This window comes from uncultured Thiodictyon sp. (genome assembly GCF_903828115.1).
Taxonomy (GTDB): domain Bacteria; phylum Pseudomonadota; class Gammaproteobacteria; order Chromatiales; family Chromatiaceae; genus Thiodictyon.
In genome coordinates, this window is the sequence record NZ_CAIKKU010000828.1 from 1 (window position 1) to 12,804 (window position 12,804).

General features: G+C 61.1%; 12 protein-coding genes. 8 read left to right on the forward strand and 4 right to left on the reverse strand.

The features are described from left to right. Nucleotides 1-145: 145 nt before the first annotated feature. The 7 genes from QZY48_RS30720 to QZY48_RS30750 all read left to right on the forward strand — a co-directional run bounded on the left by QZY48_RS30720 (nucleotide 146) and on the right by QZY48_RS30750 (nucleotide 6,288). Nucleotides 146-295, forward strand: coding sequence for a universal stress protein (locus QZY48_RS30720; RefSeq protein ID WP_295437807.1), 150 nt, complete (start codon nucleotides 146-148; stop codon nucleotides 293-295). A gap of 879 nt (nucleotides 296-1,174) precedes the next feature. Further along, the gene (locus QZY48_RS30725; RefSeq protein WP_295437780.1) at nucleotides 1,175-1,390 is read left to right on the forward strand and encodes a hypothetical protein; all 216 of its coding nucleotides are present in this window, start codon (nucleotides 1,175-1,177) and stop codon (nucleotides 1,388-1,390) included. Between the two features lie 743 nt (nucleotides 1,391-2,133). Continuing rightward, entirely contained in the window at nucleotides 2,134-2,892 is a 759-nt protein-coding gene (locus QZY48_RS30730; RefSeq protein WP_295437783.1) for a hypothetical protein, read from the forward strand. A gap of 82 nt (nucleotides 2,893-2,974) precedes the next feature. Next, the gene (locus tag QZY48_RS30735) at nucleotides 2,975-3,880 is read left to right on the forward strand and encodes a hypothetical protein (protein ID WP_295437785.1); all 906 of its coding nucleotides are present in this window, start codon (nucleotides 2,975-2,977) and stop codon (nucleotides 3,878-3,880) included. A gap of 95 nt (nucleotides 3,881-3,975) precedes the next feature. Continuing rightward, the gene (locus QZY48_RS30740; protein ID WP_295437787.1) at nucleotides 3,976-5,082 is read left to right on the forward strand and encodes an SPASM domain-containing protein; all 1,107 of its coding nucleotides are present in this window, start codon (nucleotides 3,976-3,978) and stop codon (nucleotides 5,080-5,082) included. Between the two features lie 671 nt (nucleotides 5,083-5,753). Beyond that, nucleotides 5,754-6,023, forward strand: coding sequence for a BrnT family toxin (locus QZY48_RS30745; RefSeq protein ID WP_295437790.1), 270 nt, complete (start codon nucleotides 5,754-5,756; stop codon nucleotides 6,021-6,023). Between the two features lie 19 nt (nucleotides 6,024-6,042). Then, entirely contained in the window at nucleotides 6,043-6,288 is a 246-nt protein-coding gene (locus QZY48_RS30750) for a BrnA antitoxin family protein (RefSeq protein ID WP_295437792.1), read from the forward strand. A 296-nt stretch (nucleotides 6,289-6,584) separates the two neighbouring features. On the opposite strand, the gene QZY48_RS30755 is transcribed toward QZY48_RS30750, so the two are convergent. After that, nucleotides 6,585-9,176 carry a YbcC family protein gene (locus tag QZY48_RS30755; RefSeq protein WP_295437794.1) on the reverse strand — a complete coding sequence of 864 codons (2,592 nt, stop codon included), beginning with the start codon at nucleotides 9,174-9,176 and terminating at the stop codon, nucleotides 6,585-6,587. A 2-nt stretch (nucleotides 9,177-9,178) separates the two neighbouring features. Further along, nucleotides 9,179-10,828 (reverse strand): NADH-quinone oxidoreductase subunit L, encoded by a 1,650-nt coding sequence (locus QZY48_RS30760; RefSeq protein WP_295437797.1) that lies wholly within the window; start codon nucleotides 10,826-10,828, stop codon nucleotides 9,179-9,181. Nucleotides 10,829-11,108: 280 nt separating this feature from the next. Between QZY48_RS30760 and QZY48_RS30765 the strand changes: the two genes are divergently transcribed. Continuing rightward, nucleotides 11,109-12,017: a LysR family transcriptional regulator gene (locus tag QZY48_RS30765; RefSeq protein ID WP_295437799.1), complete on the forward strand. Its 909-nt coding sequence runs from the start codon at nucleotides 11,109-11,111 to the stop codon at nucleotides 12,015-12,017. A 179-nt stretch (nucleotides 12,018-12,196) separates the two neighbouring features. Here the strand turns inward: QZY48_RS30765 and QZY48_RS30770 are convergent, their stop codons facing one another. Together QZY48_RS30770 and QZY48_RS30775 are read right to left on the reverse strand one after the other, a co-directional pair. After that, nucleotides 12,197-12,523 carry a type II toxin-antitoxin system PemK/MazF family toxin gene (locus tag QZY48_RS30770; protein WP_295437802.1) on the reverse strand — a complete coding sequence of 109 codons (327 nt, stop codon included), beginning with the start codon at nucleotides 12,521-12,523 and terminating at the stop codon, nucleotides 12,197-12,199. Then, on the reverse strand, nucleotides 12,520-12,744 hold the full coding sequence (locus tag QZY48_RS30775) for an antitoxin MazE family protein (protein WP_295437804.1): 225 nt from the start codon (nucleotides 12,742-12,744) through the stop codon (nucleotides 12,520-12,522). The genes QZY48_RS30770 and QZY48_RS30775 overlap by 4 nt, the downstream gene beginning before the upstream one ends. Nucleotides 12,745-12,804: the final 60 nt, after the last annotated feature.

The window sequence follows — 12,804 nt, forward strand, 5'->3', positions numbered from 1 at the left end:
GGGTGCTGCTGTCACGTTCTCCGGCGCAACTGAGCGTCAAGAGGCTTGAGTTGCAGGCCGCAACGCCTATCAACCAAGTGCGGATAAATCCTAACTTCATCACTGAGCAACTTTGCTCAGAATTTTAGGAACAGGTTTGAATCTCGTGATCTACGCCGAGGGCCATAGCATCGACCACATCGTGGTCGGGCACCGCGGGCACAGCCTGTTCGAGCGCTGGCTGATCGGCTCGGTCGCCCGGCGGGTCATCGCCTATGCCCCCTGCGCGGTGACGGTGGTCCGGCCGCGGGCCTGACCGGCGAAGGAGATCGCTCCGGAAAGTTACGGTGACAAAGTTACGGTGACAGTTTGACAAAGTTACGGTGACAGTTTACTAAAAGTTACGGTGACAGTTTACTAAATGCACCGAATGCGAATGGGCGTTGAACGCAACCGTAATTACTGTATTTAGTAAACTGTCACCGTAATTTTATACAATCAAGGAACCCTGCAATTGCATAGTGGGTGGAAATTACTTTGACGTTTGTCTAACGAAAGCTCTTTTGTAAGGATCAGCTACTTTCCCGGAACTCGTCAGAATTCCGGCCTTTTTTAACGCCTCGACAGCAGCTTCCGGGGAAGCTGTTATTTTTCGCTTATAGTCGAGCATATTTTGTGCGTTTTGCTTTGCTTCTTTTGGAGTCATTGCACAATACCAAATCAAATAAAAAAGCAAGGGGCTTAAAGCGTGTCAACTAAAAAATGAAATATACAGCATCTTGCTGATATGTCAACCGATCCTCTCGGCTCTGGTACCCGGAGAGTCGCGCGCCTCGTGTATCCGCCCAGATGCACCCTGCCGCTGGGCGGACTCGGACAGCGCGACAGCCTCCGTGCGCCCCGTTCTGGGCCCTCGCTTCGGTACGACCTGCCCCCGTAAGTGCGGTCGGCCTGCACTCCGGCCCTTCGGCGAACGGCTCGACGGCGTGTCGGAGATCCTTGTATACCGCCTACGCGGCTCCCCGGGACTCTTGCCCCTGCGCCACGGCGGCGGCACGCCCGGGCTCTAAAGCCTACCTGGCCCAATAAGAGCGAAGCTGCCACCAGGTGCCACATAAGCATTCTCTGATGCATCACGCTGGCGCGGGCGGTTCGGTAGGATGGCAACCTCCGCCGTCAGACAGGTGCCCGCCAGATGAAACGCTGCTGGGACGAGCAGCAACTGATCGAGCACTCGACGCTGTTCGCTTCCGAGCAGCCGCTCCTTGGCAACCGCACGGACCGGGGCAAGATCGGCGTAGCGGTCCTGTTGAAGTTCGGCCAGAAGCTCAAGGCCCGGGTCGAAGCCTATGCCGGACCCGCGCCGCTGAGCGCCGCCGCGGGGGCCGGCGGGCGGCCCGCCACGGCCTGAACACGTCAGGTCTGGGCCAGCGTGGATTGCGCGCCAGCGGGCGCCAGGCCGCTACCAGGCTGTCGGACTTTCGGAGCCGTGCCCAAAAAGCGGTCAGCCATTGATCGTTTTCGGTGGTCCTACGCGAAATCTGCGGCTCTCGCGTTGGGTCAGGGCTTCAGATTTGGCGTAGGAACGCGCTTCGACGCTAAGTCATTGAGGCTGCTACGGTTGGTACGATCGGAAGCCTGCCGGTGTCCGCCGGCGGGCCTGGCGCCGCGCCGCGGGCGGCCGGATGAGCGCCCGCTGGCGTCCATTTTCTGCGGTCGATAACCCCATTTCTGTAAAGTCATGAATACAAGAAAGGCAAATGCTTATGAAAGCCACGTCTTTACATAACTCTTAGCGCACGCCGCCCCGTGCCGCGATGCCCTAGCGCTGACCAGTGGGCGCCAGTATTCACCGTCTACCACACGGGGATTCTCCGCAATTTTCGTGTACGCGGTCTCACCGGAGCGCGTGGCGACGGCTCGCCTTTTCAAGGCCCTGGACGGCCGTCGTTGCTCAGATGGCGAATGTTCCCCGAGGCTCTACCGGCGTCACCGCGTGACGATTTGACGCTGTCCGCCGCAGTCGAGATCCTGCCCGGCCAGCGCGAACGCGCCGGGAAGAATTTTTCTTCTAAGAGTGTTGCAAGATCGCCAGAGGTGGTCTAGTATCTTCTCTGCCAGCAGCAGAATTTTTCTTCCATCAGAGGTGTTCTCATGAAAGACCTTGCCATGCGCCCCAACGAACCGACCGTTAAAGAGTTCTATCAGGACCGCTATCAGCGCACTTCGAGTGTATGGGTAGACGATTACGGACAAAGCTCCAACAACACTCCTTACCTGATTTTCAGTAATACCTCTTTCTATCCTCATGGCGGCGGTCAGAAAGGTGACCGGGGAATACTTCACATCCCACTTGAGATAAGCCAGGCGAGCGGTCTTCCAACGGAACTGGTTATTCTGGATACTCATAAAGTCGACGATTTCATACATCATTTCGTTGAGCCCGGCGTGGACTTGCAACTTATCGAAGAGCACCTTGTCGGTGCCCAGAAATTTGACGCCGCGCTCAACTGGGAGTTTCGTTACACCCAAATGCGACTCCACACCATTGCGCATTTGCTGCATTGTTTTATTGAAAAATCTCTCGGCAAGGAACTGGCATTTCCCAGCTATTCAGAGCTTAAGGAGGCGCAGGGTATTAACCGGTACCCGCTTCCAAACCTGGTAAACGAGGATCAGTTTCAGGATGCGGTCGCGAGCCTGAATACCTGGATGGCAGGCGATCATCCGATAAAGATTTACGCGAATGACGATCCGGAATTCCCAAACTGGTATCGCTGGTGGGAATGTGATTCATGGCGAATCCCTTGCGGCGGCGTGCATCCCGCGAACACAAATGAAGTCGGAAACTTCAAGGCGACACTGAGCAGCAAGAAGGGGAACACCACGATGACGTTTGAGTTGGCGGCATAATTCAGCGGGGATATGACGGGCAGGATGCCCGCCCCACTATAAAGTTTAGGTGTTGTTGCTATTTAAGAGTCGTTAATCATCAATGGCAAACTACCAGCATTTCAGTCGCTATCTGTTTTCCTTTCGTATACGGCATGGCTTTGAAAGCACAAGTGAGTTTTTGGATGCCTGTAAGGTTCCGATGTCGGATAACTATTATCGCGATGTTGAGGCGGGGCGTAAACTTCCTACCATGGACAAGGCTATCGAGCTCTTTCAGGCGATGCCTTTTGGAGAGAGCGATGATCGCTACGAGTTCTTCTGGCATTACCTAAAGGAGATCCTGCCGGAAGACGTGCAAAAGAATGTTCTCATGCCGAGGGTGGATACTTCTTTTGAAAGGATCAAGGACTCAAGGGAACTTCTGGAGTATGACCTAAGAATGCATCGCGAAGCGGCGGCGATAGCAAGATTCGCGGAATCTCATCTAAGCTCGGATGATGAGATTGCATACATCTCGGAGGCTTTTGATCTGATGCCGCTCCTTCACTATATTCATATGGTTGATTGCGCATCAGAGCAAGAGATTAGGGATGTATGCAATAAGAATGATATCTCAGCAACAGGAGAAGAGATAGATAGATTCTTCGCGGCGATCGGAGTTCAGGCAATATCGGATAATGGAGAAAAGCGCTATGTTCGCAGCAAGCCGATTTTTCGTGTGCCGCGAAACATCAAAGGACTTGCTTTTAAAGATCGATTCACTACGTCAGAGCTTATTAAATCTTTCGAGAAAAAGCGCGCCCCAGAAAAGTTCGATGTTAATGCGACATTCGATTATTCTACGATTGTTGCAATTTCAGCGGCTTCGCAGGAAAGGCTTTCTGATAGATTAAGAGATCTAATATCCGAAATATCCGTATCGGAAAGACAACTCGATGATCCCACGGCAACCCCGTTTTTTATCGCCATACTTATTTCTGGTAGGCATGAGTACAAGCCAGGCTGATAAATCATGTATCTGAGGTAATGTTACCTGGCGACAAGGATGACGCGGAGTGTAGGTGACGGATAGAGGCATCGATCAACCCTAAGGTGATAACCATGAAACACTGCGACAAGAAAGCTGTTACCGTTAATGTGACGAATCGCTGCAATCTACGCTGTGTTTACTGCATGGCGTGTGCTGGCGATGAGCAGGACAAGGCTTACTCGATTCCCCTTGATTTTGCACTGAGTGGCATTCGGGACGCCTTGGAAGGTATTCCTTCCGGAATCAAAGCTGAGATGCTTCGTTTCTTTGCTCCGGGTGAGCCCACTCAAGATATGAGTGTCATTCGTCAGTGCGTCGACTATGCTCGCCAAATCCGACCTGGCTGCATAGTGGAATTGCAAACAAACGGGCTTTTCGAGAATGATGATAATGCAAAATGGATCGCTGAAAACATCAGCGTGGTCTGGTTCTCTCTCGATGGCCCGGCAAGCACTAACGACCGCAATAGGCCGGATGCGTTCGGAAAAGGAAGAACGGCCGATATTGAGCGTTACTTGGGCATTGTGCAGTCCAGAACGAAAGTAGGGGTGCGGGTTACCGTCACCGATGAGTTCTTAGACAACCAAGAGGCATTGGTCGAGTATTATCATCGCCTCGGCGTGAAATTTCTCGCCCTTAATCCTGTTATTCGTCCTGTAAAACGTGGGGAGCAAGGGCTTATCTCTGTCAACGCGAGCAGTCAAATGCGCTTCGCAAAGGGCTTCTGTCGAGCCTTTAAGATGGCAGAAGATTATGGCATGGAGTTCACGAACTCAATGTCGTTTAACTTCGATGAGCCAACGAACGTCAGTTGTCGCAGTTGTCTTCCTATGCCACAACTGAACCCCGACGGTTCGGTATCGTCCTGCGACATGGCGATGTATCGCGACACCAAGGACGAGCTTAAGCCGTTTATTTACGGCGAATGGGATGCGGAAAAGAAGATCATCGCGTATGACAATGAGAAGATCGCGCATTTGCAGAGTCATCGATTGGAGTCTCTTCCGAAATGCTCGAAATGTCCGATCGGAAAGTATTGTGCTGGAGGGTGCATCGGCCGAATCGCCTATCAGACCGGTGATGTAAACAGCGTGCTTCCGGAGATTTGCGCGGCGACCATTTATATGGCGAAACATATCCCCCTTGGGAGAATGCAATATACGCAGACTCATCCATGAGTCATGGCTCTATATCGTGACGTGTTGCGGTGAAGGGCTAGGTATATTAACGCGCGGCGTCGTAATAGAGGTAGGCTCTATGGTCGGCGCCATCGGGTGCCGCCGGGGCTGAGTCGCCAGCCCCGCGGCCCCGCCCTAGGGCGTGATGACCATCCGTTCAAATTCGCCCCGTCGATGCCCCGCCGAGGCCAGGTACCAGGTACTGCCGGCGTGACCTCGCGACGCCCCGGCGCGGGCCACCGCAGCAATACGCTGCCGCGCTGACCAACTGGCGGCCGTCGGTTCCACCAAGGTTGAACCCCGTGCCATGGCCCAAGAACTCCTAGAGTTACGGTGACAGTTTACTAGAGTTACGGTGACAGTTTACTAAATGCACTGAATGCGGATGGGCGTTGAACGCAACCCGTAATTACTGTATTTGGTAAACTGTCACCGTAATTCCGATTCGACTCGGCCCCCAGCAGGGCCTTGGAGACGCAGTCAACCTTGGGATCGATGGGATGGCGCATAGCGGCAACAACAAAATGCCGTCTTGGTGGCGGTCGGTCCGCCGTTACTCCGGGACACCAATCCCGACCACCGGGACCCCAGCGGCAAAGACAGCCTAGCCCCGCGGCGGGGGTCAAGGTTTCGACTTGCCTTTCGCTGTTTATGTATATACAATAACGAGCGTGGACATCGCCTTTGATCCCGCCAAAGACCGCCTGAACATCGCCAACCATGGCGTCTCGCTCGCGCTGGCGGCGGACCTGGAATGGGATCTGCTCTTGGCGAGCGAGGACGCCCGGGAGGCCTACGGTGAACAACGCTGGGTCGGCTTCGCGCCCATCGGCCAGCTGATCTATTGCGTGGTGTTCACCGAAGAGAATGACTGCTATCGCATTATCAGCTTGCGCGGAACGACGAACAGTGAAAAACGCACTTACATCCATCACCTCTAAGTCCGGCCGTGCCTTTCTCTTGAACAGCGAGGAAGAAGACGCACGCATCCGCGAGGGTATCGCCGCCGACCCGGACACCCGCGAGCTGTCCGCCGCGGAGATGGCCCAATTGCGCCCGCTGGGTAGGCCCAAGTCGTTGGTCACGAAACAAGCCGTCTCGATCCGACTTGACCCCGAAGTCGTCGCGTTCTTCAAAGCGGGCGGCCCCGGCTGGCAGACGCGCCTGGATGCTGTCTTGAGGGACTATGTACGCGCACACTCATAGAGGAAAAAGGGCCAGGCTCAAGTATGAACCCGGAACATAGGATGAGGGGCCAAGGATGCGAGGTTTGCGATGCAGGTCGAGGCCGATGTCTCCAACGGGCGAGGATCATGTCGAAGGATCAGTCAGGGCGCTGCTGCATTGCCCGTTCGATCAGCCGCGACCGCAGACCGTTCCCGGCGGGCGCCGGGTCAAGATCGATTTGCGGAACCAAGCAGATCGAGCCACTTAGAGCCTTCGCGCACGATTTTTCCGTTTCGTAAGGTGACCCCGTCTTACCCGAGCGACCACCAATGCCGTCATGGGGTGGCCCCCTGCGCGGTAGCGCAGCGCTCCCACCCTCCGCCGCGCAGGCGCCAATGGACCCCAGCGTCCTCATCGATGCGCAACAGGTGCAGCCAGCCGTTGTCCACCAGTTGGCGCACCAGCGCATGGCGCTCGATGATCGCGTCGATGGCCGGCTCCGGGGCCTCGATGAAGACGCTGAGGCGCAGCGGCTCGTGCACCCAGCGCCGGCCGTCGTGCAGGGATTGCAGGGGCAGCCCGACGCGCAGCTCGCCGCTGTTGCCTTCCAGCACCCCGATGGCGCCGCCCACCACGTTGTGCAGCAGCTTGTTACCGCTGCCGAAGCGGCGGTTGTCCACCACCGAGCCGTAGTACTGCATGTTGATCCAGTTGGCCACCACCATCGGGGCGGTCATGATCAGCTCCAGGATCTTGAAGCCCTCGTCCTGCTGCCAGACGTACTCGTGCAGAAAGGCGCGTCCGCCCAAGTCCAGGCCAATGGTGCGCGCACGCGGCGCGGCGATGAAGGCGGCGTTGTTGGCCAGGGCCCATTCCTGGCGCACATGGGACCAGTCGCGGCTGCGTCGGCGCACCTCGGCCTCCACCGCGCGGTCCGGCCGGCCGCCGATGCCGAGCAGCGCGGCGCGCTCCATGCGGGTGAGGTCGCCGGCCTGCTCCAGCCATTGGCGCAGTCGTTCCAGGTCCGGGGCCAGGGCGTCGGGGACCTCGTCGGTGTCGAAGAGCCGCAGGATGTCGGTCGTGGTGTCGTGCAGGCCCGCCAGGAACCAGGTGTCCTCGGGGATCGCGATACCCCGCTCCGCCAAGCCCTGCCGCACGGCGCGGTCGTTGAGCAGGGCGGCCACCACCCGGGCGCTGGCCTCGCCGGTCTGGCCGGCGCAGGCGCCGCAGTCGAGGCCGGTGGCGTGGGGGTTGTTCACCGTGGTGCTGCCATGTCCGGCCAGCAGCACCAGGGGGGCGAAGCCCGCGGTCATCGCCATGGCGCGCAGGATGCGCTCGGCATGGTCGAGCCGCTCCGACTCGGGGATCCCCGAGGCCCCGTGCCCGCTTGCGTGCCCGCTTATGTGCCCGGTCTCGCACTGTCCCGGCGGGACGGCCTCCAGGGTCGGCCCGGTGCGTGTCAGGGTCTCCGGGTCGAGACCCTGACTGTGCGGGTCGGGGACCGGGCGGCTCCAGCCGAAGCTGTCGGTGACCAGCTTGGGGGCGTACATCAGCCCGGCCGACTCGACGAACGAGAAGCAGGAGGCGGCGGAGAGCTTGAAGCCCTTCCACGCCTTGAACAGACCGAGGCGCAGCCGCCGCTGCGCCTGCACGCCCTCGCGGTCCCCGGCCTTGACCCGCTCGCCGATGCGGTAGGCGGGGTTGAAGATCACCGGCACATGGCTGCGGGCAACCGCGGAGCCCAGGGGTACGTGCTCGATGAAGATGCCGAAGAAGCCGGCGAAGCCGATGGTCTGGACCCCGGGCGCCACGGTCTCGAGCGCGCGGCGGAAGACCTCGGAGCGCACATCGATGCAGAACGCCGCCTGAACCGCCGGGCGGGCCGCGGGCCGGTCCGGCACGCGGGCCAAACCGGCGATCACGCGGCGCTGCACGCCGATCTCCATCGCCACGAGCAGGATGCGGTCGATCTCAGCGGAGGCCTGGCGTTTGGCGGACGGCGGACGCATGCTCGCCGCGAGCATCTCCTGCCAGCGGGCCGCCAGCGCGGGCGAGCGTTTCTCCTCGAAGAGCAGCATGTCCCACATCAGGCGGATGGCCAGGAGATCGACGATGGAGTCGTCGCGGCTGCCGACCAGCTCGGCCTGCCAGCGCAGATACCGGGTCCAGGCCGCCCAGCCGCCGACGCTCATCAGCGAGGCGTGCAGGTAGCGCTCCACCGCCGCATCGGGGATGCCGAGCCGCTCGATGGCCAGTGCGATGGCGCCGCGGGGCTCCGTCGGCAGACGGGCCACGGCGCGGCGAAAGTCGCGCAACCCCATCAGCGCCGGGCTGCGGTCGATGCCGGCGGCCTTGCGCCAGGATGGGTAGAGCGGGAGCTGACGCCAGGGCATGGCGACGAGCGCCTGGCCCAGGTCGAAATGGGCGGCGCAGTGCAGGCTGATGCGCTCGGCGACGAAACTCGACCAGAGGCCGCCCTCCACCCGCTCCAGCACCTCGCTCACCGGGGCCATCCCGAGCCGCGGCTCGGGCGCCGGCGTTGCCAGCGTACCCTCCACGGTGTCCGCATCCAGGCGGCTGCCGCAGCGCTCGATCGCGGCCTGGAGGTCATCCCGGCCGATGCGCCCGCCGGCCAACTGGTCGCGGTAATAGCCCCACGACATGTAGAGCCCGGTGCCGGTGATCCGCGCCAGGGCGTCGGAGGCGTCCTGAAAGCTGAGATCCCGAAGCCCGAAGAAGGGGTTCACGGCGACAAAATTCTTCAGCGGCCACAGGGGGGCAATGCGCTCGCAGGCGGCAGCGATACGCCGATCCAGCTCGGCGGCGTCGATGATCGGGGTGGGCGCCGCCGGCTGGTCGGCGTTGGCCGGCGCGCTCGCCGCCGGGACTGCGGATTTCGTCGGTGTGGTGGCGTCGTTCAGGGTCATGATCAGGCTCCGGGGGAGGTGACTGGAGCGAAGGGGGCAGGCGGCGTCACGGAGGCGGGCAGCGGGCCCGGCCAGATGCGCTCGATCAGTCGGGTGATGTACACGTCGATGTAGAGGCCGTTGTAGAGGTGCATGTAGATCCCGTCGCCCAGGAACGCCGGGGCCTGTTTGAGCACCTGCTGGAAGACCAGCAGGACCAGGAACACGCCCACGAAGGCCTGGGCCAGCCAGACCTGGAAGGGCCCATCCGCATCCTGCACCGGCAGGACACTCCCCTCCAGGGCCGCATCGAACAGTGCGTGCAGGGTGAAGTAGGCCACCGCGACCACCGCACTCAGTCCCAGACCGCGGCGCAGGAAGTCCTCGCCGCGCATCACGCCAGCCATCTGCAACAGCAGTTGAGTCACGGCGATGACCACCACCGTACCGACCGCCAGGTGCGCCGGCTGGTGCCCCGCGGTGACGCCGAAGGCGGCGCCCACCGCCAGCACGATGAGTCCGCCGCCGGCCAGGGCCAGCAGCAGCCGCAAGGGCCCAACGCCCGGGGATGCATGGGGGAGTGTCGGCGCCCGAAAGGCGTCCACCCCGCTGCCGGAGGCGAGAAAGGCATGGGCCTTGTAGAGCGAGTGGGCCACCAGGTGCAGCATGGCCAGGCTATAGAGACCCAGGCCGCACTCCAGGAGCATGAAGCCCATCTGCGCCGTGGTCGACCAGGCCAGCGAGACCTTGATATTGGTCTGGGTGAGCATGACCAGGGAGGCCAGCGCCAGGGTGAACAGGCCCATCACCGCCAGGGCGCCCATGGCGAGTTGGGAGTGGGACATGACCGGGCTCATGCGAATCACCAGGAAGGCACCGGCGTTGACGATCCCCGCGTGCAGCAGGGCAGACACCGGGGTCGGGGCCTCCATGACCTGGAGCAGCCAGCCGTGGAACGGGAACTGGGCAGACTTCAGCCCCGCGGCGATCACGATCAGCAGGGCCGCGATCTCGAGCGCAATCGGCACCGGCCCCTCCATGGCCGCAAGGATGCGGAACAGCTCGTCGAACTGCAGGGTGTGCAGCGTGAGGCCGATGAGGACGACCGCGACCAGCAGACTCAGGTCCCCGACGCGGCTGGCGACGAACTTCTTGTGGGCGGCCAGCACAGCGGCCGGGCGCTCCGGATAGAACATCAGAAGCTGGTGCAGGCACAGGCTGGTCGCGATCCAGGCCAGGGCGAACATCAGCAGATTGCCGGAGACGATCAGGGTCAGGATGGCCGCCAGGGTCAGCGCCAGCCACTTGTTGAAGCGGCCCCGGTTGGGGTCCCCGTCCAGATAGTTGTACGCGTAGCGGGTGACGATGGCACCGATGAAGGCCACCAGCATCAGCATGATCACCGTCACGCTGTTGACATAGGTGCCCAGCGTCAAGGCCCCCAGGCCGCCGGGCAACTCGACCCGGTAGAAAATCCAGGCATAGGTGCCTTCGAACGGGTAGGCCGCTGCTGCCAGCAGTGCGCTGACGAACGCCAGCCAGGCGGCGGCGCCGCAGAGGCGTGCCATCAGTCCCGGCCAGGCGTTGGCCCAGGCGGTCGGCACCAGGCCGACCGACAGCAGGAGCAGCGGTGCGGCCAGGACCAGACCGGGGGTGGGGCCATCAGGCAACATGGCAACCTCCTTCGGCGGCCTGAAGCGCCCGCGCGGACCGGTCGGTGCAGACCAGCGCAGACGACGGCCGGGCGCCGCCTGGCCCGGCCGCCCGCGGGTATGGCGGGATGGTGGAATGGCTCATCCTGGGGCTCCTCTGTGGCTGAAAACAGTGGCGGCCGCAGGGATCTGCACCGCCCATGGCAGAGGAGTCTAGGGAGCCCGATCCAGAAAAAATAATGAATTGTCATCATGGAAACGATAACCTTAAGGCTATCGTTTTCCGAGTGAGAGACCGGCCATGATGCATGTCACCCTACGCCAGTTACGGACCTTCGAGGCCGTTGCCCGGTTGCGCAGCTTCTCCCGGGCGGCCGAGGAGATGCACGTCACCCAGCCCACGGTGTCCAAGCAGATCCGTCTGCTGCACGAGCAGGTGGGTCTGCCCCTGCTGGAGCAGTTGGGCAAGAAGGTCTTCCTCACCGAGGCCGGCCAGGAGCTCTTCGCCACCTGCGCCGACTGGCTGGACACCTGGGGCCGCTTCGAGCAGACCATCGACAATCTCAAGGGCCTCAAGCAGGGGCACCTGCGGATCGCCGCGGTCACCACCGCCAAGTACTTCATGCCGCGTATCCTGGGCCCCTTCTGCGCCCGCTACCCCGGCATCGACATCGCCCTGGAGGTGGTGAACCGCGACCGGCTGCTCGACCGCCTGACCCGCAACCAGGACGACCTCTACATCATGGGCGTGCCGCCGGAGGGTCTCGCTACCGAAAGCGAGTCGTTCATGGACAACCCGCTGATCGTGCTGGCACCGATCGCCCATCCGCTGGCGGGGCGCCAGAGGATCCCGTTCGCCGAGCTGGCGGCCGAGCGCTTCCTGGTGCGCGAGCAAGGCTCGGGCACCCGCATGACCATGGAACGGGTGTTCCAGGAGCGCGGCACGCCGCTACGGATCAAGATGGAGCTGGGCAGCAACGAGGCCATCAAGCAGGCCGTGGCGGGCGGTCTGGGTCTGGCCATGCTCTCGCGCAGCACGCTCGACCTCGGTCCCAGCCAGACCGGGCTGGCCGAACTGGACGTGGAGGGCTTTCCCATCGTGCGCGCCTGGTACGTGGTGCGGCCCAAGGGCAAACAGCGCTCGGTGGTGGCCGCCACCTTCCTGGAGTTCTTGCGCGGGCATGTGCAGATCTTCGCAAGAGGCCGGTAGGCCGGATTATCCAGGGAGGAGGTTGATCACGGTCCCCTGCGCCGCTGCTTGGCAGTTGTTGCGGCTAAACGGTTACACAGCTTCCCATTCGGTGCGCGGGACGACCCGCACCCGGCGGGCCGTCAGTGCTTGCACCAACTTCGCTCTGACTCTGCATAGCACACATTCGTCCTCCAGGATTACTTTGCAATGCCCAAGAAAACGGCCAAACAACGCTCAACCTCTATCATTGCATCCGCATCAATGCGCCCGAAGGCTTGCCCGACTTTGTCACGCTTCACGGTCATCGCCTTATCAACCATCACTTGTGACGGCTTTTGCAATCCGTTCCCGGCGTTCGGCTGAACAGTGATGCGAAACAGCGGCGCGGCAACCAGCGTGCTTGTTGTCGGCAGCACGGTGACGGTGGCGTGCTCGCCGAATTGGTCTGCCTGAATCACTAAGGCGGGTCTTGGCTTGCCGAAGTCGCCTTGCATGGCGATGGTTACAAAGTCGCCCCGCATCATGCCGTCCAGCCGTTCACATCCGCCAAGGCTTCATCCATGAATTGATGCATATCCGTGTCGGCCAGATCCGCCTGAGCGGCAATCAGGGACTGGCGGCGGCATTCCTCCGCAAAGTGTGGCCGGCGCGTATCAGGTACCCAGATTTGCACCGGGCGCAGTCCCGCCATACGCAAGGCGTCGCGGTGCTTCTGAACGCGGGCGTTCACGGGAATGGTTGCCAACGCAAATCTCCTGTTGTCTCGTCACATCAAACAGTATAGTCATCAAAAAAGTTACATGCA